Genomic DNA, 20,465 nt, shown 5'->3' on the forward strand with positions numbered 1-20,465 from the left:
CATGCAAAGTTCGGTTACCGAGTTTCTAACACCACGTCATATTGACGTACAGGAAACCTCTCCCACGCGTGCCAAGATCACTCTTGAGCCGCTGGAGCGTGGTTTTGGCCATACCCTGGGCAATGCGTTGCGTCGCATTTTGCTCTCCTCCATGCCCGGTTGTGCCGTGGTAGAGGCGGAAATCGACGGCGTTTTGCATGAATACAGCGCCATCGAAGGCGTACAAGAAGATGTCATTGAGATCCTGCTGAACCTCAAAGGTTTGGCGATCAAGATGCACGGCCGTGATCATGTGACTCTGACTCTGTCCAAAAAAGGACCGGGCCAGGTGACTGCAGCTGATATTCAGCTGGATCACGATGTCGAAATCATCAACCCTGATCACCTGATTGCTACCTTGTCTGACAATGGTGTGCTGAATCTGAAAATAACCGTGGCCCGTGGCCGTGGTTACGAGCCGGCTGACTCACGTCAGTCCGACGATGATGAAAGCCGCTCTATCGGCCGGTTGCAGCTGGATGCAACTTATACCCCGGTTCGCCGTGTGGCATATGTTGTGGAAAGCGCCCGTGTCGAGCAGCGCACCAACCTCGACAAGCTGGTTATTGACCTGGAAACCAACGGAACGCTGGACGCTGAAGAAGCCATCCGCCGTGCCGCGACCATCCTGCAACAGCAGCTGGCCGCCTTCGTTGACCTGAAAGGTGAGCACGAACCCGTTGTTGAACAGCAGGAAGACGAGATTGATCCGATCCTGCTGCGTCCGGTTGATGACCTTGAGCTGACTGTACGTTCAGCCAACTGTCTGAAAGCCGAAAATATTTACTATATTGGCGATCTGATCCAGCGTACCGAAGTGGAACTGCTGAAGACCCCGAACCTGGGTAAGAAGTCCCTGACCGAGATCAAGGACGTTCTGGCCTCACGTGGTCTGTCACTGGGTATGCGTCTGGACAACTGGCCGCCTGCAAGCTTGAAGAAGGACGATAAGGTTTCGGCCTAATCGTCTCGACACCGAGGAATTGAGAGATGCGTCATCGTAAAAGTGGTCGTCACCTGAGTCGGACCAGCTCACACCGTAAGGCCATGTTCCAGAACATGGCGGTGTCGCTGTTCGCGAACGAATTGATCAAAACCACTCTGCCCAAGGCCAAGGAATTGCGCCGTGTAGCCGAGCCTTTGATCACCCTGGCGAAGGAAGATACCGTCGCCAATCGCCGTCTGGCATTTGACCGCACCCGCAGCAAAGAAGCTGTTGGCAAGCTGTTCAATGACCTGGGCAAGCGTTATGCAGACCGTCCCGGCGGGTATGTGCGTATTCTCAAGTGCGGTTTCCGCGCTGGTGATTCTGCGCCCATGGCCTACGTCGAGCTGGTTGATCGCCCTGAACTGGCTGCTGCCAGCGAAGAGTGATAGCAAAGCGTTAGAAAAAACCGGACCTTGTGTCCGGTTTTTTTGTGTCTGTGATTTATATATTTGGTAGCGCTGATTTTTGTCGATACTGATGCTCCTGCTCCTGCTCCTGCTCCTGCTCCTGCTCAGTGCTTGAGTGGTCTTCGGTATCGATAGAGTGGTTGTGTTAGCGCCGTGGTGTGGGCTGAAACCGAGGGCCCTGCGTATGACACGCTACAAGCCATCCATGGGGCTCGTCGGCGCACATCCCTGTGCGCCGACGGTCATGCGCAGGGCCCTCGGTCTCAGCCCAAGTGAAGAACTGTGCGCTCTGATAGAAAAGTCTAGGGGAGCTGCTTGCTTGGTGTATATGCATTAGCGCGCCCTTCACCCTGATCAGACCGTCGATGGCAGGGATGCCATCGATGAGCTACAGGGACGTACTTGCAGCGTGTCTGAGCAGGGTGAAGGGCGCGCTAAGGCTGGCACAGCTGGTGGAGAGAGGCTCGCAACGAGCAACGCTGGTCAGCAAAAAATAGCAGCTCTAGAGGGTCCGAAGATGACCCCCAGAGCTGCGCCTTAGCGTTGAGCTATCAGTCCCGATCCCGATCCCGCTCAAGCAAAGGCCCAAGAAAGCGTCCGGTGTGTGAAGCTTCCACCGTGCTGACATGCTCCGGCGTGCCGGTAGCAATAATGTAGCCGCCTTTAGAGCCGCCCTCAGGACCTAGATCTACCACCCAATCTGCGGTCTTGATCACATCCAGGTTGTGCTCGATCACCACCAGGGTATTGCCGTGGTCACGCAGGCGATGCAGTACATCAAGCAACTGCTGAATATCAGCAAAGTGCAGGCCTGTAGTAGGCTCGTCGAGGATATACAGGGTTTTGCCCGTGTCGCGCTTGGACAGCTCGCGGGCTAGCTTGACGCGCTGGGCTTCACCACCTGACAGCGTAGTGGCGGACTGGCCGAGGCGGATATAGGACAAGCCAACATCGATCAGCGTCTGTAACTTGCGCGCTAACGCCGGAACCGCTTCGAAGAACTCGCGTGCTTCTTCAATGGTGAAGTCCAGCACCTCGTGAATGTTCTTGCCCTTGTACTTGATCTCCAGTGTCTCACGGTTGTAGCGCTTGCTTTTGCATACATCACAGGGCACGTAGATGTCGGGTAGAAAGTGCATCTCTACCTTGATCAGGCCATCACCCTGGCAGGCTTCGCAGCGGCCGCCCTTGACGTTGAAGGAGAAGCGCCCGGCCTTGTAGCCGCGTGAGCGCGCTTCCTGGGTGCCGGCAAACAGCTCACGGATCGGCGTGAACAAGCCGGTATAAGTGGCCGGGTTGGAGCGCGGGGTGCGACCGATCGGGCTCTGGTCGATATCCACGACCTTGTCGATATGCTTCATGCCATCGAAGCTGTCGTAGGGGGATGCTTCCAGCGTGGTGGCGCCATTGAGCTCGGTCGCCGTGATCGGGTAAAGAGTATTGTTGATCAGCGTTGATTTGCCCGAGCCGGATACGCCCGTCACACAGGTCATCAGGCCCACCGGGATTTCCAGATTAACCTTGTGCAGGTTATTGCCACAGGCGCCCGTGAGGCGAAGCCATTTGTCTTTCTGTGGCGGATTGCGCTTGGCGGGGACTGGTATCTTGACCTTGCCTGAAAGGTATTTGCCGGTTAGTGAGGCTGGGTTGTTCATGACCTCATCGGCGGTACCCTGGGCCACGATCTCGCCGCCGTGTACGCCGGCACCAGGGCCAATATCTACTACGTAATCCGCCAGGCGAATCGCATCTTCGTCGTGTTCAACCACGATGACTGTATTGCCCAAGTCACGCAGATGGATAAGCGTTGACAGCAGCCGTTCGTTATCACGCTGGTGCAGGCCGATCGAGGGCTCGTCAAGAATGTACATTACCCCCACCAGGCCGGCGCCAATCTGGCTCGCCAGACGTATGCGCTGGGCTTCACCGCCGGATAGCGTGTCTGCGCTGCGGTCCAGCGACAGGTAATCCAGGCCCACATTGACCAGGAACATCAGGCGCGCTCGGATTTCCTTGAGGATCTTTTCGGCGATTTCACCGCGGCTGCCATCCAGTGAGAGCCCGGTGAAATAGGCCGCTGCCTCGCCAACCGGCAGCGTGGTGACGCCTGGCAGGTTGCGGCCATCGATAAAGACATGGCGCGCTTCGCGGCGCAGACGGGTGCCGCTGCAGGAAGGGCAGGGCTGGGTGCTCAGGTATTTGCCCAGTTCTTCACGCACACTCTGCGACTCGGTCTCGCGGTAGCGCCGCTCCAGATTCGGCACTATGCCTTCAAAGGGGTGATTGCGCATGACGATATCGCCGCGATCATTCAGATAGCGGAACGACACTTTTTCGGTACCCGTACCGTACAGCACCAGCTTGCAATGCTTGTCATCCAGCTCGCCGAAAGGAACCTCCAGCGATATGCCGTAATGATCAGCCAGTGAGCTGAGCATCTGAAAATAGTAGACGTTGCGCCGATCCCAGCCGCGGATCGCCCCTTCTGCCAGGGTCAGCTCGCCATTAACCAGCCGCTTGCTGTCAAAGAACTGTTTAACGCCCAGGCCATCACAGGTAGGACAGGCTCCAGCGGGGTTGTTGAAGGAAAACAGCCGCGGTTCCAGTTCGCTGATCGAATGGCCGCACTGGGGGCAGGCGAAGCGCGCGCTGAAGGTCAGCTCTTCGCCTTCCTCGCCATCCATGGGGGCGACGATGGCGATGCCGTCGGCTAGGTTCAGACAGGTCTCGAAAGACTCGGCCAGACGCAGTTGCAGATCCTCGCGCACCTTGAAGCGATCCACTACCACTTCAATGGTGTGTTTGCGGTTCTTCTCCAGTGCCGGGGCTTCATCCAGATCATGGATGCGGCCATTGATGCGCGCGCGCACGAAGCCTTGAGCCCGTAATTCATCCAGGAGCGCCAAGTGCTCGCCCTTGCGTTCGCGCATGACCGGAGCAAGCAGCATCAGCTTGCTGCCCTCGGGCATCGCCAGGACCTGATCAACCATCTGGCTGACGGTTTGCGCAGCGAGCGGCAGGTCGTGGTCGGGGCAACGCGGCTCACCAACGCGGGCAAACAGCAGGCGCAGGTAGTCGTAGATTTCGGTAATGGTACCCACGGTGGAGCGGGGGTTGTGCGAAGTGGATTTCTGCTCGATGGAAATCGCCGGCGACAGGCCTTCGATATGATCGACATCGGGCTTTTCCATCATCGATAGAAATTGCCGCGCGTAGGCCGAGAGCGACTCGACATAGCGACGTTGGCCCTCGGCATAGAGGGTGTCAAAGGCTAGGCTCGACTTGCCCGAACCCGACAAGCCGGTAATCACGATCAGTTTGTCGCGCGGCAGATCGAGGTCAATGTTCTTCAGGTTGTGGGTGCGCGCCCCACGGATCGAAATGGTATCCACAGTACATTTACCCTACGGCCAGCAAAGCAGAGCAGTATACGTTGTCTGGCACCGGCCCGGCAAAACACCGGGCAACAAACCGATGACAGGGAAAGCCCGCTTTGCAACGGGAGATGTCCGTTTCTGCTTGTGGCGAGCAACATGTTAGAATCCGTCGCCTTTCGTGGCGCTACTGTGGCGCTGTGACATTCATCCAGTCATCAAGCAGGGAAAGCCATGCACCAGGCCGATCGCATGACGTCCTCCGAACAGCGTGCCGCGAGCTCGCTGGCTGCGGTGTTTGCATTTCGCATGCTTGGGCTGTTCATGGTGCTGCCGGTGCTGGCCACCTATGGCGGCTCGCTGCGCGGCGCCACGCCGTTGCTGATCGGTATTGCGATTGGCGCCTATGGTCTGACCCAGGCCTGCCTGCAAATTCCCTTCGGTATGTTGTCGGATCGCATTGGCCGCAAGCCGGTGATCATCGGTGGCTTGCTGTTGTTCGCGCTGGGCGGGTTGGTGGCGGCGCAAGCCGAGACCATGCAGGGCGTGATCGTTGGTCGAATTATCCAGGGTGCCGGCGCGATCGCTGCTGCGGTGATGGCACTGGTCGCGGATCTAACGCGCGAGCAGCACCGCACCAAGGCCATGGCGATGATCGGCATGAGTATCGGCGTGTCCTTCGCGGTAGCGATGGTCGCCGGACCGGTGATTGCGGCGCGCGCCGGACTGCAGGGTGTTTTCTACAGCACCTCGGCGTTGGCGCTGGTAGGCATCATGTTGGTTGTCTGGATCGTACCCACGCCGCAGCAGGCATTACGGCATCGTGAAGCGGGTATGGTCCGCAGTGCCTTTATGCCAAGCCTGCGCAACAAGGATCTGTTGCGGCTGAACTACGGTATTGCCGTATTGCATGCAATTCTGATGGCCAGCTTCGTCGCCATCCCTCTGGCATTGCAGGAGCAGGCCGGCCTGCCCCGCGAGGAACACTGGTGGGTTTACTTGTCGGCGCTGCTGCTGTCTTTCTTCGCCATGGTGCCTTTTATCATCTATGCCGAGCGCCAGCGGCAAATCAAGCGGGTGGTGTTGGGCGCGATTATCCTGTTGGCTCTGGTACAGCCGATGATGTGGTTGGGCATGGGTTCACTCCCGTGGCTGGTGGCGGCCATAGTGCTGTTTTTTGTTGGCTTCAATTTGCTCGAAGCCACTCTGCCTTCTCTGCTTAGCAAGATCGCGCCGGCCGGTGGCAAAGGCACTGCAATGGGTGTGTACTCCACCAGCCAATTCGCCGGCGCGGCGCTGGGGGGGCTGATTGGTGGCGCGGTATTCGGTGCCTGGGGCCTCGGCGGGGTTTTCCTGTGCTGTGCACTACTCGCGGTTTCCTGGTGGGCGATTGGTGTTACCATGAGCGAACCTCCATATGTAACAAGCTACCGTCTGCCGTTGTCCTTGGCGTTAGCTGGGGATGAAACATTACCTCGGCGGATTCTTGCGGTTCCGGGAGTAGCAGAAGCGATGGTTGTGGCCGAAGAGGCCGCAGCCTATTTAAAAGTCGATACACAGGTACTCGATCGTGAGGCGCTGGACCGGGTCGTTAACCCGGCCTGAACCGGTCAGTACATCAGGAGAAAAGCATCATGGCCAGAGGCGTCAACAAGGTAATTTTGATCGGTAATGTCGGCGGCGACCCGGAAGTACGCTACCTGCCCAATGGCAATGCTGTTGCCAACATTACCCTCGCTACCAGCGACAGCTGGAAGGACAAGCAGACCGGTCAGCAGCAGGAGCGTACCGAGTGGCACCGCGTGGTGTTCTTTGGTCGTATCGCCGAGGTTGTAGGCGAATACGTGCGCAAGGGCTCGAAGATGTATATCGAAGGTCGTCTGCAAACCCGCGAATGGGAAAAGGACGGCGTCAAGCGCTACACCACGGAAATCGTCGTGGACATCGGTGGCCAGATGCAGCTGCTCGATGGCAAGCCCCAGGGTGGCGAGCAGGGGATGGCCCCGCGTCCGCAACAACAACGCCCAGCTCAGCAGCCAGCTCCGCAACAGCAGCAGCCAGCACAACAGGCACCACAGCAGGCTACGCCGGATTACGACAGCTTTGATGACGACATTCCGTTCTGACATAGAACTGTTCAACAAACCCGGCATATTCGAGGATGCGTCATCCTCCGGTATGCCGGGTTTTATTTTGTCTTTTATATGGAACAGCTCATGTCTGAAATCTATTTTGTCCGCCACGGCCAGGCCTCTTTCGGCTCCAGCAACTACGATCAACTCTCCGAGCTGGGGCATCAGCAGGCGCGATTGCTGGGCGAGTATTTTCTTCGGCGGGACATGCAGTTTGACCGTATTCTGACCGGCGATATGGTTCGTCATCGGGAAACGGCAGAGGGCATTTGCCAGGGGCTTGGGCTGCCAGCATCGGGTTTTGAAGTGTTCACCGAGCTGAACGAGTTCGACTTCCATTCGATTCTGCAGGCGTATCTCGCGCAGTTTCCCGATCAGGCCTTGCCTGAAAAGCCGGCTGTTGCGGATTTTTTCAAACGGTTGAAGAAAGCCATCGTGCTCTGGTCGCAGGGCGGCCTGCAAGGCCAGCTCCCGGAGACCTGGCAAACATTCGAGCAGCGTTTGCTCGATGTGCGTCAGCACATCATGACCCAGTACAAGGGCCAGCGGGTGCTTGCTGTCAGCTCGGGTGGCGCAATCGCCATGCTGGTGCGGCAGTTGCTGCAGGCGCCGAGCGAGACCATGGTCGAGCTGAATCTGCAGACGCGTAATACCGCACTGATTCATTGTGTGTTCAATCAGCACAATATGCGCCTGAGCAGTTTCAACAGTGTGCCGCACCTGGACAGCGCTGAGCTGCAATCGTTAATCACCTATACCTGAAAGAGGTTTAAACTGCCGCGTGACCTGAGGGCCTGAAGGTTGCAAAATGCAGTCAGGAATAGTGGTTTAAACGATTAAGGTCAAGATATGCGAATGCGCATTCTGTTGTTGGGCGCAGACTCCCTGATGGGTCAGGCGGTACTGCGTCTGGCGGCAGCCGAAGAGATAGCCATTGATGCGGTTGAGCGTCCAGCGCAAGGTTGGAAGGCAGAGCAGCTCAAGGACTGGTTTACCGAGTATCAGCCAGATGCGGTGGTCAATCTGGCCTTCTACCATCAGCACTTCCAGCTGGGGTCCAATGACGGCGACAATCTGGCACTGCAGCGCAAGTTTGGCAAGGAGCTGATAGCGCTGAGCAAACAGGCAGACAGCTTGTTGTTTCTGCTTTCCAGTGCGCGGGTGTTCGATGGTTTGAAGACTACGGCCTATACCGAGAAGGACGCGCTGGCGCCTGGCGATGCGCTGGGACAGTTGCATGTGGACATGGAGAAACAGCTCAAGGACCATTGCGCGCGGCACGTCATGCTACGGCTGGGCTGGGTGCTTGATGGCTCACCCGACGGGCAGCTGGTCGGGCTTTTGCAGCAGTTGCGTAACGGTGAGCCGATGCTGCTGGCGGAGGAGTGGCGAGGTAACCCAACCCCGGTAAACGATGCCGCCCGTGTGGTGCTGGCGATCCTCAAGCAGCTGGATTGTGATGCGCCGTTATATGGCACCTATCACTATGGCAGCAGTGAGGCGTCCAGCTGGATCAGCTTCGTGAAAAGTCTGGCGCAGGAGCTACTGGCGACCAAGCAGCTTGATAGCGTGCCGACGATCCGTTCCGTGCCATTCGATCAACAGTTGGATAGCGCATGGGAGCCGCAGAATGCGGTGCTGAGCAGCCGTCGGCTATTGATGGCTTTTGGCATCAAGCCTCGCGCCTGGCGCGCGCAGCTGCCGGAACTGTTGGCCAGTGTGTCGCACGATAGCCAAGCAGAATAACGGCCGCTTGGCGGCCGTTCACATCATCCTCTGTGTGCTTAGAACTTGTAACCCAGGGCAAGCATGTACACCCATGGATCAATCTCCACATCCACCTTGGCAGGTGCTCCGCCGACCTTGAAAGTGGCTTCGGTATCGATATCCACATGCCATACCGAGGCGTTCAGCAACACCTTGTCGGTTAACTGATAATCCACCCCGGCCTCAAGCGCCAAGCCCCATGAATCGCTTAGCGACAGATCACTGAAGCCGGCCGCCTTATTGGCTGAGGTGAAATCTTCGCTAAAGAACGTCGTGTAGTTCAGGCCCGCGCCCAAGTAGGGCTGCAGGGCCGCGCCTGCTGCCATCGGGAAGTACTGCAGCGTTAGGGTAGGGGGTAGATGCTTGATGTCGGCCAGCTTGCCCACGCCGTTCAGGTTGATGTCGTGGTTGAACGGCGTGGCGGCGAGAATGCCAATGCCGTACTTGTCCGTGAGCATGTAAGTGCCGGTAATACCCAGTTGCACGTCACTGTCGACACCTACTTCCAATTCCGTGTTCGCGCCCCCGATGATCACGTCATCGCTGTTCTCCTGTGGGTCGACAACCGCCACGCCAACGCGAACGATGGTATCGCCGGCTTGATGCGCGTAGACCGCCGAGGTGGTCAACAGGGCGGGGATAAGCAGTAGGCCGGCGGCCAGTTGAGTAGTGCGACGAGACATGAGGTAACTCCTGGGCTTGTGATAATGGCGCCATGGTAGTGATCGCGTTGACCCCGCTTATTGATCTGAAGCAAGAATTGCCTCGGGAGGGCTGCGACCGTCTGCCGCAGGCGTATTAGCACTTGAACTCTGCTTATGAGTAAATGATAATGCTTCTCTTTTAAGTCGCCTGATTCTCAGGCACGGATACTCTGGAGAGTATGGATGAGAGCGGTTTGGTTACTGCTGGCGGTCATGCTGCCAGCGGCAGTAGTGGCGCAGGACGTTACTGATCGGGCGCTGGACGAGAGCGAGGCTTTGATGCGTGATGCTCAGGGTTCTCAGCAGCGTATCGAGCAATTGGACGATGCAACACGCGAGGCGTTGCTGCGCTACCGAGAGGCAGTGCAGCAGCGCGAACAGTTAGGTGAGTACAACACCCGCCTGGGCGACATGGTCGCCGCGCAGCAGGCCGAGCTGGAAAGCCTAGAAGGCCAGCTCAGCAGTATCGAAGACACCCAGCGCGAACTGCTGCCGCTAATGCAGCGCATGCTCGATTCGTTGGAGCAGTTCGTTGCGCTGGACCTTCCCTTTCTGCCCGAAGAGCGCGGCGAACGCATCGACCAGCTGCGGGATCTGATGCTGCGCTCGGATGTCAGTGTGGCGGAGAAATACCGTCGGCTGATCGAGGCCTATCAGATTGAAAGCGATTACGGCCGCACACTTGAAGCCTGGCGCGGCAGCCTGGAACAGGGCGACAGTGTGCGGGTGGTCGACTATCTGCGTCTGGGTCGCGTGATGTTCTTTTATCAGAGCCTGGATGGGCGCGAGCAGGGCTATTGGGATGCTGAAAACCAGGCCTGGGCGCCTCTGCCTAACGAGTATCGTCGCACCATGGAGCAGGGCATGCGCATGGCGCGTCAACAGCAGACACCGATGATGCTGCGTCTTCCCTTGCCCCCCGTCTCAGAGCAGTCAAGCTCGCAGGAGAGCCAGCCATGAAGCATCTATTAATTGGCTTGTCTCTGGCCTTGCTGGCGCCGATGAGCCTGGCTCAGCCGGCAAACCTGGATGATCTTTTGCGCAACATCCGCGACGTGCGCAGCAGCGAGCAGAGCGCCATGCAAGAGCGTGAATCACGCTTTATTGCCGAGCGCGACCAGCAGCAGCGGCGCATGCGCGAGGCCGAGCAGGCGCTGGCACCGGTCAAGGCAGAAGCAGATCGGCTCAAGGCCGAGTTTGATCGGCTGGAAACGGCTTTGGCTGAAGTGGAAGCTGAACTTGAGCAGCGCAGCGGCAATCTGGGCGAACTGTTTGGTGTGGTCCGTCAGACGGCGGGCGACACGCAGAGCCAATGGCAAGATTCGTTGCTGAACATGCAGTTTCCAGAGCGCATGCAAACACTGGAAAGCCTCTCGGCTAGCCGCGGTATTCCGACGGTAGAGGCACTGGAAAACTTCTGGTACCTGTTGCAACAGGATATGACCGCCAGTGGCAAGATCAGCCGCTTCGAGGCGCCAGTGGTCGGCCGCGATGGTGAGCAACGAGTGCTGCCCGTAGTCAGCGTGGGCCCCTTTGTCGCGCTGCAGGGCGACGACTATCTGCTGTATCAGGCCGATACCGAGCGCTTGCTGGTAGCGCCCCGGCAGCCCGAAGGTAGCGGTTTGATCGATGAGTTCACACAGTCTCGTAACGAGCTGGCTGATCTGCAGGTTGATCCAACCCGGGGCAACGTGATCCAGCAATTGCAGCAAACCCCGAGCCTGATCGAACGTGTTCATCAGGGTGGCGTAGTGGGCTATGTGATCATCGCGTTGGGTGTGCTGGGTGTGGTGCTGGCGCTTTGGCGTCTTGGTTGGCTGCAACGTACCAGTCAGCGGGTGGATCGTCAGGTCGCCGATCTGGACAACCTCAATCGAAACAACCCGTTGGGCCGCGTATTGGGCGTGATCGGCAGTCGTCCCAAGCTTGATCAGCTGGACACGCTGGAGCTCAAACTGGACGAGGCCATTCTCAAGGAAACACCTTCGCTGGAGCGCTGGCAGGGGTTGATCAAGCTGCTTGCGGCAGTCGCACCGCTATTGGGTCTGCTGGGTACAGTGACCGGTATGATCGCGACCTTTCAGGCGATTACCCTGTTCGGTACAGGCGATCCGAAATTGATGGCGGAGGGTATCTCTCAGGCACTGGTGACGACGGTGCTGGGCCTGGTAGTGGCGATTCCGCTGCTGTTTATGCATAGCCTGGTTGCCGCACGCAGTAAGGCCTTGATCCAGTTGCTGGAACAGCAGAGTGCCGGTTTGATCGCGCTGCATCTGGGTGGCGAGGAGCCGCGAGATGGCTGAGGGGTTCTGGCTGCTCAGGGACTTCCTGGACAGCGGTGGCTGGGTGCTGTGGAGCATTCTGCTGGTCACGGTGCTGCTCTGGACGCTGATGGTTGAGCGGCTATGGTTTCTGGCCCGGGTCTTCCCCACGGAGGCGGTGCAACTGCAGCAACGCTGGCTGGCGCGTGCAGATCGCACCAGCCCGGCGGCGCGGCATATCCGCGCGGCCTGGTTGTCCCGTGCTCATCAGCACCTCGGCCGGTTTTTGCCGATGGTGCGCGTATTGATCGCACTCTGTCCGTTGCTTGGCTTGCTGGGTACGGTCAGCGGCATGATCGAAGTATTTGACGTGATGGCCCTGAGTGGCAACGGTAACCCACGGGCCATGGCGGCGGGTGTGTCCCGCGCCACCGTGCCGACCATGGCCGGCATGGTCATCGCCATCAGTGGTTTGTTCTGCCTGGCACGACTGGATCAGCAGTCACGCCGGGCCTTGCAGCGGCTCAATGACCGACTGCGTTTTGAATAGGAAGTAGTCCATGCGAATGCGCAGGCACCATACGGGTAATGACGAGGAAGCCGGGATCGATATGACCCCGATGCTGGATATCGTTTTTATCATGCTGATTTTCTTTATCGTCACCAGCTCCTTTATCAAGGAGTCGGGGATTACGGTGGACAGTCCCTCGGCAGCCAGCGCCAGCGAGCAGCCCAAAGGTAATATTCTGGTGGCCGTGAGCGCCAATGGCGAGATCTGGATTGACCGCCAGCAGGTTGATGTGCGCGCTTTGCGCGCGGCCGTCGAACGTATGCGCGTTGACCAGCCGGATAGCTCGGTGGTGGTGCAGGCCGACCGTGAATCACGTAGCGGTCTGGTGATTCAGGTGATGGATCAGATCCGTCTGGCCGGTGTGCAGGATGTGGCGCTGGCTGCGACTGCCGGAGCCGAGGGTCGCTAATGCGTCTGGCCCTGAGCTTTGTCGCGGCGTTGTTGGTCGCCCTGGCGCTGTTTGCGCTGATGTTGATACTGGTCATGCCGCCGAGGGATGACGCCGACCCGGTGGAAGAACTGGCGCGTGTCAGTTTCGTGCGTTCGGTTAGCGACACTCAGAGCGACAGTCGCGAACGTCAGCAACGCGAAGCACCGGACCGGCCGCAACCGCCCGATCAGCCGCCAGTGCAGCCTACGCCGCCGCAGCCCCAGGTCAGCGCCGCCATGGATCTGAATATCAGCGTGCCGAATGTACCGACCCAGATTCAGGTCAGCAGCGCGCCGTCCCTGACAGGGCTGACAGCGGCGCAGGTCGAGGCCGCGCCGCAGCCCGCCGCGCCACCGCCGGACTCTTCACCCTCGGTATCGGAAGAGGTTACCCCGCTGACCGATGTGCCGCCCAACTATCCGCAGCGCGCATTGGCTTCGGGCATCGAGGGGGAGGTAACGTTGGCCTTTACCATCACCGCCGAGGGCCGGGTGGAAAACTTGCGCGTGTCTGACGCCAAACCACCCGGGGTGTTTGATCGTGAAGCCCGGCGGGCAGCCAGTCGCTGGCGCTTTGCGCCGCGCCGCGAGAATGGCCAGGCGGTGGCGCGTGAGGCCACCAAAACACTGTATTTCCGTCTGGATGGAGGTCGCTGATGCGTGCTCTCGTCATGCTACTCATGCTCTGGGGCGCAGCAGTACAGGCGCAGTCGATCGATCCGGCTGCTTTTGCGGCGCTGAATAAAGCCCAGCAGGCGCAACAAAGCGGTGATTACAGCGCCGCGGGTAACAGCTTGCTTGCGGCCCTTGAGCAGGCCAGTGACGGCAGCATCGAGCAGGCGTTGGTCGAACAGCGCCTGGGTTACCTGGCGATTGCGCGTGATCGCAACGCCGAAGCTATTGGCTGGCTGCGCAAAGCGTTAAGCCGTGAACAACTGGATGCCGAAGCAGCCAGCCAGGATAGGCGCAATCTGGCTCAATTGCTGGCTGCTGAAGGGCAGGCGCGAGAAGCCGCTGCTCTGTTGGAAACTGAATTGGCAGCAGGTTCTTTGCCACGCGAGAATCGGCGGTTGTTGGTGCAGCTGTATAACCAGCTGGAGCAGTACAGCAAGGCATTGCCCTTAGCCGAGGAGGTGGTACGCGAAGAGCCGGGCGTCGAGGCCGTCTGGTATCAATTGCTAGTGGGGATGAATTACCGGTTGCAGCGGTATGAGGCGGCGGAGCGTTGGTTGAAAGTGCTGCTTAAGCGCGAGCCGGGCAACGCTGAATACTGGCGGCAGTTGGCCGGTATGCAGAGCCTTGATAAGCGCCAGCGCGCCGCAGCGGGTACGCTGCGATTGGCCTATGAAGCTGGCGTTCGTTTCAAGGCCCAGGACCTTGATAATCTGGTTGCGCTGCAGGTCAATGCCGGCGCCCCCTGGCAGGCCGCCAGGCTACTGGAAGCGCTGCTCAAACGGCAGCTATTAGCGGCCAATGGCGCACGGCAGGAGCGTCTGGCGCAATTATGGCAGCAAGCCCGCGATCACGATCGAGCCAAATCCGCCTGGACGGCGTTGGCGCGCAGCTCCGGCCGGGCTGACCATTGGCTACGCGTAGCAGCCATTCAGCTCAACCAGGGTGATTGGGAGGAATTGTTGAGCAGCCTTGAGCTGGCCCGTCCCGCCGCCAGTGCCGAGCAACGCCGTACGCTTAATCAGTGGGCCAGTTACGCCCGTCAGGCGCAGGAAGAAGGTTAAAACCCCTCGGTTGCCGCGCACTCCGAGTCGCGCTTAGTAGGTGTAAGGCTCAATGCTGGCGTCGGCAATCTTGTAACCGGCGTTGGCCAGATCGCTTTCCACCGCTTCGACCTGCATCGATCCGGTGATCCAGAAGGGTTGATACAGCGCCTCCAGCTTGATGCCTGTCTCGCTTTGTACATAAACGATCTGGTTGGACGGCGGTGGCGGCACATGAATGCAGGCCCCAAAGTACGGCACCAGCAGAAACTCGTTCACCACGCCGTCATCATTGATGCCGAGCGGAACTATGTAGCCAGGGAGCTTGACCTCGCGGCCATTCAGTTCCGCTACTACCGGCGCGGCCGGCTCTACCTGCACGGCCGGATCACCAAACTCCTCATCACTCAGGGTATCGGCCAAGGCCGATAAGTCATGCGTGGGCTGCGGTGAGCCCATGGCGTCCCGAGCTTCCGGGGGCACCAGATCGCCCCAGGCCAGCTCTTCGACAGCCAGAGCCGGCATCGTGTAGCACGCAAGCAGGGCAGCGCCGATCAGGGCGACACAAGTACGCATGAAATACCTCATCAGGTTCGAATCGACAGGCCGTCAGCCAATGATTGGCGATAGGCACGCCACGCGGGCACGCTGCCCATCAGAATGCTGGCCAGTAGAATAGCGCCCAATAGCGTCCATTCATACAGCCCTGGCGGCGTGATCGCGATGAACAGGCCGTATTGCGAGAGGATCAATGGCTGGCCGATCCACAGGCCCAGATAAAGCAGGCCCAGCCCCAGCAGAATACCGGCGATGGCCAGGCTGGCGGCTTCCAGCAGGAGCAGCGCAAATACGTGGCGCGGTCGCGCTCCGACCGAACGCAGGATGGCCATCTCCCGTCGGCGTTCGTTCAGGCTGCTGAGAATCGCCGTGAGCATGCCCACCAGCCCGGTCAGGACCACGAAGACCGAGACGATGAACAGGGCTTTTTCGGCCATGCCGAGCAAGCTCCATAACTCTTGTAACGCCACCCCCGGTAGCACGGCTTGCAAGGGTTCGCCGCCGTATTGATTGACCTCGCGCTGCACGGCGAAGGTGCTGATGCGGCTATTCAGGCCTAGCAAGATGGCAGTAATCGCAGTGGGCGTCAGGTCCAGTTCGCGTGCATCCTCGGCGCTGACCGCCGCTGCTCCACGTGCCGGCATGCCTTGTTGCCAGTCCACATGCAGCGCTTGCATACCTTCCAGGCTGATATGAATCGTGCGGTCTACTGGCGTACCAGTACGTGCCAGCAAGCCGCTGACCTGAAAAGGCTTATCCCCGTGGTCGACGAAGCTCACCGCGCCGGTGCCATGGGCCAGCACCAGTTCGGTGCCCAGTTCGTAACCTAGCTCGCGAGCAATATCAGCTCCGATCACCGCGTCGTACAAGTCATCGAAAGGCGCGCCGGCAGTAAAGGTCAGCGCCTGATCGCGGCCATGCCGGTAGTGATCAAAATAGCTCTGGTTGGTGCCCATCACTTTGAAGCCGCGGTGAGAGTCGCCCAAGGAAAGGGGAATGGCCCAATCCACCCGCGGATGCGAGGCGAAATGCTCGAAGCTGTCCCAGCGTACGTTGTTAGTGGCATTACCGATGCGAAACACCGAGTACAACAGTAACTGCACTGATCCGGAGCGGGCGCCGACAATCAGGTCGGTACCGGAAATGGTGCTGGCGAAACTGCTGCGCGCTTCAGTGCGCACTTTTTCCACGGCTAATAACAAGGTGACGCTCAAACCGATGGCGATCACCGTCAGCAGAGCAGAAAAGCGGCGGTTGCCCAAACTCTTGATCGCCAGGCGCAACAGATACATCAACACACCTCCTGCGGCTGCGCGGCCAGATTGATGTCGCGCAGCGACAGCGCGCGGTCAAACAGCGGCTCCAGCGACGCATCATGACTGACAAACAGCAGGCTGCTGCCAGCGGCGCTGCATTCGGCGAACAACAGTCGCAAAAAAGCTTCGCGGCTATCGGCGTCGAGTGCAGAGGTCGGCTCGTCGGCAATCACCAGTTCGGGGCTGCCGATCAGTGCGCGCGCTGCGGCAACCCGCTGCTGTTGACCAATGGACAGCTCGTTGACCGAGCGATCCAGCAGAGCGTTATCAGACAGTCCAAGGCTGTGCAGCAGATGCAGTGCCGCCGAGGCCAGCCCATCGTGACGCTTCAGCGCACGCTCGCGGCGCACACGGGAAAAATGGCAAGGCAGAGTGACGTTCTCTACCACCGACAGGTAGGGCAACAGGTTGAACATTTGAAAAATATAGCCGGTGTGATCGGCGCGAAAGCGGTCGCGCTCAGCGGCGGACATGCTGGCCATATTTTTGCCCAGCAAGGTGATCTGACCCTGGTCTGGTAGATAGACACCACCGAGCAGACCGAGCAATGTGGTTTTGCCGCTGCCTGACGGTCCCTTGAGAAACACTCGCTCGCCGGCCAGCAGCTGCAAGTGCTTGATATCCAGCAGAGGAGGTTGCCCGGGCCAGGCGTAGGTCGCAGCATCCAGGTCAATGATGACGGAATTCATGGCTTCAAAAGAGCTCGCAAAAGAGGGATTCAAGCCTATCAGCGATAGGCTGGCGCGCCTACCCGGGGTCGGCAGGCGCGCGGGGGCGTGCAAATGTCAGAAACGGATCAGGTTCTGTGTCGCGGTTAGCTCGCCACCCTGCTGGCCCTTGGGGCCGATTGCCTGCAGCAATAACCGTTCGGTGCCGGGGAAGGCGCTGAACAGTGCGACCTGAATCTGGTCGAGTGCGGCTTCCTGAGTACAGTTGAAATGAAAGTGCGCTTGAATATCTGCGTGGGATTCAGCCGATTCGTCGGAATGCTCATGCTCATGCTCATGGCCGTCCTCTGTCTCGAACAGCGGGCTGCTCAATTCGACTTCTTCAACGCTGCAGTCAGCGGCGGCAGGGAAGACAAACAGGCTGTCAGCATCATTCAGTTGTGCTTGCAGCGCTTTGACCTTGGCTTTGTCTGCGTTGCTGGCGGGCAGGTGTTCGAAGCCCAGCAGGTTATTCGCTGGGGAGACCAGCTCGATGGCCACTTCACCACCATCGACCACCAGGTTCAAGGACCCTACGCCATGCTCGTGCGCGGATAAACTTTCGTGCTCATGGCCGTGTTCGTGCTCGTGCTCGTGGTCGTCATGGTCATGGTCATGTGCCGCGCTGGCAACGGAAATGACGGCCAGTAGGCTGCCAATGATAAATGGGGTAGGGCGCATGGTAGGCCTCGCAGCAAAGGAGATAACGCGTTGTTAAAAGGAACGTTATCTTATTACATTGCTTTAAGCAAAGCCACTGTCACTATTGACGCGCTGGGCCAAAGCGCAGGGCCCTGTCAGTACAGGGCCTGGTAAAGCTTGCGGCGGTATTGGGTGGTCAGTGGATGCTCGCTACCCAGAATGTCAAAAACCTCCAGCAGGGTGCGCTGCGCAGCGCCGTCGGCATAACTCCGGTCATGCTGAAACAGGCTTAACAAGTGGGCCAGAGCGAGCTCGTGATCTTGATGGGCGAGCTTGAGAATCGCCAGCTGGAAAGTGGCTTCACTGTCTTGCGGGCTATGTTTCAGCCGCTCAAGCAAGAGCGCCTCAGCGGGGAAGTCGTGTGCCTGGCGTCGAAAGCCGATCTCGGCATGCAGACTTTTCAGCGGGAGCTTGTGAGCCTCGCGGTCAGTCACCTCAGCCAGCACCTGCTCTGCCTCCGCCAGTTGGTCATTGCAGCTGTAGGCGTGGCCCAGCAGCAGCCGCAGCTTGTCGCTGGGCTCAATAGTCATGGCTTGCTGCAGCAAGGCGATAGCCTGCGCGGAACTGCCATTCCGCAGCAGGGCGTCGACCTGCGCGCTGATATCAGCTTCGGTATCCCCGGCGTCGGCGTCGGGCATCGGTGGCAGGCTGACATGGGGCTCAAGCAACGCTCGGATGGCGCTTTCTGGTTGCATGCCGGCAAACCCCTCAACCGGTTGGCCATCCTTGAACAGCACGACAGTCGGCAGGCTGCGAATGCCAAAGCGTTCGCTCAATCCGGCCTCGGCGTCACAGTCGACCTTAGCCATTAACAGCTCACCAGCGTAACTCTCGGTAATACCCGCCAGCACCGGCATCAAGGCTTTGCATGGCGCGCACCAGTCTGCCCAGAAGTCGACCAACACCGGCTTGTGAAAGGAATTTTCCAGCACGTAACGATCGAAGGTCTCTTCGGTCACGTCGAAAATATAGGATGACTGGCTCATGGATTGTCCATCGAAGGAAGAATCAGGCGATAGTGGGGTTGCGTGCGGCTGAAATCAAGGCTGCGTTGGTGCCAGGGCCGAACAACTGACGAAAGTGTAGGGCATCCCTCAGTGCTGTCAGGCGACGGTGCCATACAGGGCTACCTGCCGGAACGTCTCGGGTTCGCCCAGGTCCGGCCAGGTCTGGCCGTGCAGTGTATCCAGTCGCGTATAGCCGGGGTGTTGCAGATCGCGCACCCTTGAATCGGCCAGAATGGCGCGGGGTGCGCGCTGGCGGAAATGCTCAAGAAACACGCGGTTGTCACTGTCGTAAAGGACGTCCGCAGCGATAATCAGATCGATCTCGCCGGTCACCGCAAAGTAGTCCGCCGCCAGGGTCAAGGGTACACCGTTCAGTTGCGCATTCAGGGCGCTGGCGCTCTGTGCCTGCGGGTCCAGGTCGCAAGCAATACTCTGCCGCGCACCGGCCATGGCGCAAGCAATGGCCACGATGCCCGAGCCGCTGCCAAAATCCAGTACCCGCATGCCACGGACCTGCTGTGGGTTAACCAGGATCCAGCGTGCCAGCGCCAGGCCGCTGCCCCAACAGAAGCTCCAGTAGGGCGGCTGCTCCAGCAGTTGTCGGGTTTCCTCGCTACTGAAGGCGCGATTCAAATTGGCAGGATCAAGCAGCCACAGCTGCAGTTCTGGCAAACCCGGCAGGCGGGTGGTAACCAGTTGTGCATCAGGCAGAACCTGATGCAGTTCGGCGTTCAGGGCAGCTAGCGTCATGGGGTAATCCATAGTGACAGGGGGGGCTATTGTAGCGTCGGTGCTTGCATGCTCGCAGCCCAGTCAAGTCGGCAGAGTGGCGCGCAGACGGCTGTGCAGGAACTCGATCAGGGTGCGCGTGGCCAAGGTCGGGTAGAGGTTGGGCGCGGTCAACAGGTACAACTGATCCCCCCAGGCGCTGACGCGCACGCGCTGATCGGGCAGTAGGCGCAGCAATTCGCCGCTGTCCAGCTCCTGCTGCACGCTATAAAGCGGCAGCAGGGCGCAGCCAATATCGGCCAGAGCCGCCCGTTTGAGGAACAGCATGTCTTCGGTCTGCAGTCGCGGGCGCAGGGTCAACGTGCGGGTCTCGCGGCCGTCGAATAGCTCCAGCGGCAGGCGCTGGTCCGGCACGTTGACGCTGACCATGTCGAGTTGCAGCAGGTCCTCCGGTTCCTGCGGTGTGCCGTGCGCCCGAAGATAAGCAGGACTGGCACACAGCGCCCAATCGACCGGGCCCAGGTCGCGGGCAACCAGAGCGTCGGGCGGAGTCGAGGTAACGCGGATAGCGACGTCAATCTCGGCCGCCACCAGATCAAAAATCCGGTTGCTGAAGGTGAGCTGCAGGCTAACCTCAGGATAGAGGTTGGCAAATTCCAGCAATAAGGGGCCGACCACTTGTTGCCCCAGTGCGACCGGCACGCTGAGCCTGATATGCCCGCGCAGGTTCTTGCCCAGGTCGTCTACCGTGGCCTGCAGGGCATTCAGTTCCTGACTGATACGCGCGGCATGCTCGTACAACGCCCAGCCTATTTGTGTGGGTTCCACACGGCGCGTGGTGCGCCGGAACAGCTGCACCTGAATGCTTTGCTCCAGCGCCTTGAGCCTGCGGCTGACATGTGAGCGTGATGTGCCAAGGCGGCGCGCGGCGCTGCTCATGCTGCCGGCTTCGACCACGGCGCAGATGAACTGCAGGGTTTTGATATCCACCTATTGTTGCCTATTTGTAAACAGTTTGGGCTCGTTGGCGGATATTGTAGATCAACCAGCCAGCTTCTA

The 20,465-nt window shown here is 59.3% G+C and carries 21 protein-coding genes; 12 read left to right on the forward strand and 9 right to left on the reverse strand.

Going from position 1 to position 20,465, the window contains the following annotated elements:
• Nucleotide 1 precedes the first annotated feature (1 nt).
• Nucleotides 2–1,003: a DNA-directed RNA polymerase subunit alpha gene (locus DT594_RS18275; RefSeq protein WP_149334525.1), complete on the forward strand. Its 1,002-nt coding sequence runs from the start codon at nucleotides 2–4 to the stop codon at nucleotides 1,001–1,003.
• 26 nt (nucleotides 1,004–1,029) lie between these two features.
• On the forward strand, nucleotides 1,030–1,413 hold the full coding sequence (gene rplQ / locus DT594_RS18280) for a 50S ribosomal protein L17 (RefSeq protein WP_149334527.1): 384 nt from the start codon (nucleotides 1,030–1,032) through the stop codon (nucleotides 1,411–1,413).
• A 572-nt stretch (nucleotides 1,414–1,985) separates the two neighbouring features.
• Here rplQ and uvrA read toward each other — a convergent pair.
• Entirely contained in the window at nucleotides 1,986–4,826 is a 2,841-nt protein-coding gene (uvrA, locus tag DT594_RS18285) for an excinuclease ABC subunit UvrA (RefSeq protein WP_149334529.1), read from the reverse strand.
• Nucleotides 4,827–5,042: 216 nt separating this feature from the next.
• Here uvrA and DT594_RS18290 point away from each other — a divergent pair, with 216 nt between their 5' ends.
• The 4 genes from DT594_RS18290 to DT594_RS18305 all read left to right on the forward strand — a co-directional run bounded on the left by DT594_RS18290 (nucleotide 5,043) and on the right by DT594_RS18305 (nucleotide 8,686).
• Complete coding sequence (locus tag DT594_RS18290; protein WP_149334531.1) at nucleotides 5,043–6,413, forward strand: MFS transporter; 1,371 nt, start codon at nucleotides 5,043–5,045, stop codon at nucleotides 6,411–6,413.
• Nucleotides 6,414–6,442: 29 nt separating this feature from the next.
• Entirely contained in the window at nucleotides 6,443–6,934 is a 492-nt protein-coding gene (gene ssb / locus DT594_RS18295; RefSeq protein WP_149334533.1) for a single-stranded DNA-binding protein, read from the forward strand.
• Nucleotides 6,935–7,024: 90 nt separating this feature from the next.
• Nucleotides 7,025–7,702 (forward strand): histidine phosphatase family protein, encoded by a 678-nt coding sequence (locus DT594_RS18300; protein ID WP_149334535.1) that lies wholly within the window; start codon nucleotides 7,025–7,027, stop codon nucleotides 7,700–7,702.
• Nucleotides 7,703–7,795: 93 nt separating this feature from the next.
• Nucleotides 7,796–8,686, forward strand: coding sequence for a sugar nucleotide-binding protein (locus DT594_RS18305; protein WP_178091586.1), 891 nt, complete (start codon nucleotides 7,796–7,798; stop codon nucleotides 8,684–8,686).
• 38 nt (nucleotides 8,687–8,724) lie between these two features.
• On the opposite strand, the gene DT594_RS18310 is transcribed toward DT594_RS18305, so the two are convergent.
• Nucleotides 8,725–9,390: an OmpW family outer membrane protein gene (locus DT594_RS18310; protein WP_149334539.1), complete on the reverse strand. Its 666-nt coding sequence runs from the start codon at nucleotides 9,388–9,390 to the stop codon at nucleotides 8,725–8,727.
• A 204-nt stretch (nucleotides 9,391–9,594) separates the two neighbouring features.
• Between DT594_RS18310 and DT594_RS18315 the strand changes: the two genes are divergently transcribed.
• Genes DT594_RS18315 through DT594_RS18340 form a run of 6 tightly spaced genes read left to right on the forward strand, consistent with a single transcriptional unit; the run spans nucleotide 9,595 to nucleotide 14,408 of the window.
• Nucleotides 9,595–10,371, forward strand: coding sequence for a DUF3450 domain-containing protein (locus tag DT594_RS18315; RefSeq protein WP_149334541.1), 777 nt, complete (start codon nucleotides 9,595–9,597; stop codon nucleotides 10,369–10,371).
• On the forward strand, nucleotides 10,368–11,714 hold the full coding sequence (locus DT594_RS18320) for a MotA/TolQ/ExbB proton channel family protein (protein WP_149334543.1): 1,347 nt from the start codon (nucleotides 10,368–10,370) through the stop codon (nucleotides 11,712–11,714). The genes DT594_RS18315 and DT594_RS18320 overlap by 4 nt, the downstream gene beginning before the upstream one ends.
• On the forward strand, nucleotides 11,707–12,222 hold the full coding sequence (locus DT594_RS18325) for a MotA/TolQ/ExbB proton channel family protein (protein ID WP_149334545.1): 516 nt from the start codon (nucleotides 11,707–11,709) through the stop codon (nucleotides 12,220–12,222). Before DT594_RS18320 ends, DT594_RS18325 begins: the two co-directional genes overlap by 8 nt.
• Before the next feature lie 10 nt (nucleotides 12,223–12,232).
• The gene (locus DT594_RS18330; protein ID WP_149334547.1) at nucleotides 12,233–12,652 is read left to right on the forward strand and encodes an ExbD/TolR family protein; all 420 of its coding nucleotides are present in this window, start codon (nucleotides 12,233–12,235) and stop codon (nucleotides 12,650–12,652) included.
• Nucleotides 12,652–13,329: an energy transducer TonB gene (locus tag DT594_RS18335; protein WP_149334549.1), complete on the forward strand. Its 678-nt coding sequence runs from the start codon at nucleotides 12,652–12,654 to the stop codon at nucleotides 13,327–13,329. Before DT594_RS18330 ends, DT594_RS18335 begins: the two co-directional genes overlap by 1 nt.
• Entirely contained in the window at nucleotides 13,329–14,408 is a 1,080-nt protein-coding gene (locus DT594_RS18340; protein WP_149334551.1) for a tetratricopeptide repeat protein, read from the forward strand. The genes DT594_RS18335 and DT594_RS18340 overlap by 1 nt, the downstream gene beginning before the upstream one ends.
• A gap of 33 nt (nucleotides 14,409–14,441) precedes the next feature.
• Here the strand turns inward: DT594_RS18340 and DT594_RS18345 are convergent, their stop codons facing one another.
• The 7 genes from DT594_RS18345 to DT594_RS18375 all read right to left on the reverse strand — a co-directional run bounded on the left by DT594_RS18345 (nucleotide 14,442) and on the right by DT594_RS18375 (nucleotide 20,396).
• Nucleotides 14,442–14,963: a DUF3299 domain-containing protein gene (locus DT594_RS18345; protein WP_394244924.1), complete on the reverse strand. Its 522-nt coding sequence runs from the start codon at nucleotides 14,961–14,963 to the stop codon at nucleotides 14,442–14,444.
• Nucleotides 14,964–14,974: 11 nt separating this feature from the next.
• Nucleotides 14,975–16,237 (reverse strand): ABC transporter permease, encoded by a 1,263-nt coding sequence (locus DT594_RS18350; RefSeq protein ID WP_149334553.1) that lies wholly within the window; start codon nucleotides 16,235–16,237, stop codon nucleotides 14,975–14,977.
• Nucleotides 16,237–16,950: an ATP-binding cassette domain-containing protein gene (locus DT594_RS18355; RefSeq protein WP_149334555.1), complete on the reverse strand. Its 714-nt coding sequence runs from the start codon at nucleotides 16,948–16,950 to the stop codon at nucleotides 16,237–16,239. The genes DT594_RS18350 and DT594_RS18355 overlap by 1 nt, the downstream gene beginning before the upstream one ends.
• Nucleotides 16,951–17,046: 96 nt before the next feature.
• On the reverse strand, nucleotides 17,047–17,649 hold the full coding sequence (locus DT594_RS18360) for a DUF2796 domain-containing protein (protein ID WP_149334556.1): 603 nt from the start codon (nucleotides 17,647–17,649) through the stop codon (nucleotides 17,047–17,049).
• Between the two features lie 116 nt (nucleotides 17,650–17,765).
• A complete protein-coding gene (gene trxA, locus DT594_RS18365; protein WP_149334558.1) occupies nucleotides 17,766–18,656 on the reverse strand; it encodes a thioredoxin in 891 nt (296 codons plus the stop codon).
• Nucleotides 18,657–18,773: 117 nt separating this feature from the next.
• Nucleotides 18,774–19,427, reverse strand: coding sequence for a class I SAM-dependent methyltransferase (locus DT594_RS18370; protein WP_178091588.1), 654 nt, complete (start codon nucleotides 19,425–19,427; stop codon nucleotides 18,774–18,776).
• Between the two features lie 63 nt (nucleotides 19,428–19,490).
• Nucleotides 19,491–20,396, reverse strand: a complete 906-nt coding sequence (locus tag DT594_RS18375) for a LysR family transcriptional regulator (protein WP_149334562.1) — start codon at nucleotides 20,394–20,396, stop codon at nucleotides 19,491–19,493.
• Nucleotides 20,397–20,465: the final 69 nt, after the last annotated feature.

The organism is Halopseudomonas laoshanensis (assembly GCF_008365385.1).
GTDB lineage: Bacteria > Pseudomonadota > Gammaproteobacteria > Pseudomonadales > Pseudomonadaceae > Halopseudomonas > Halopseudomonas laoshanensis.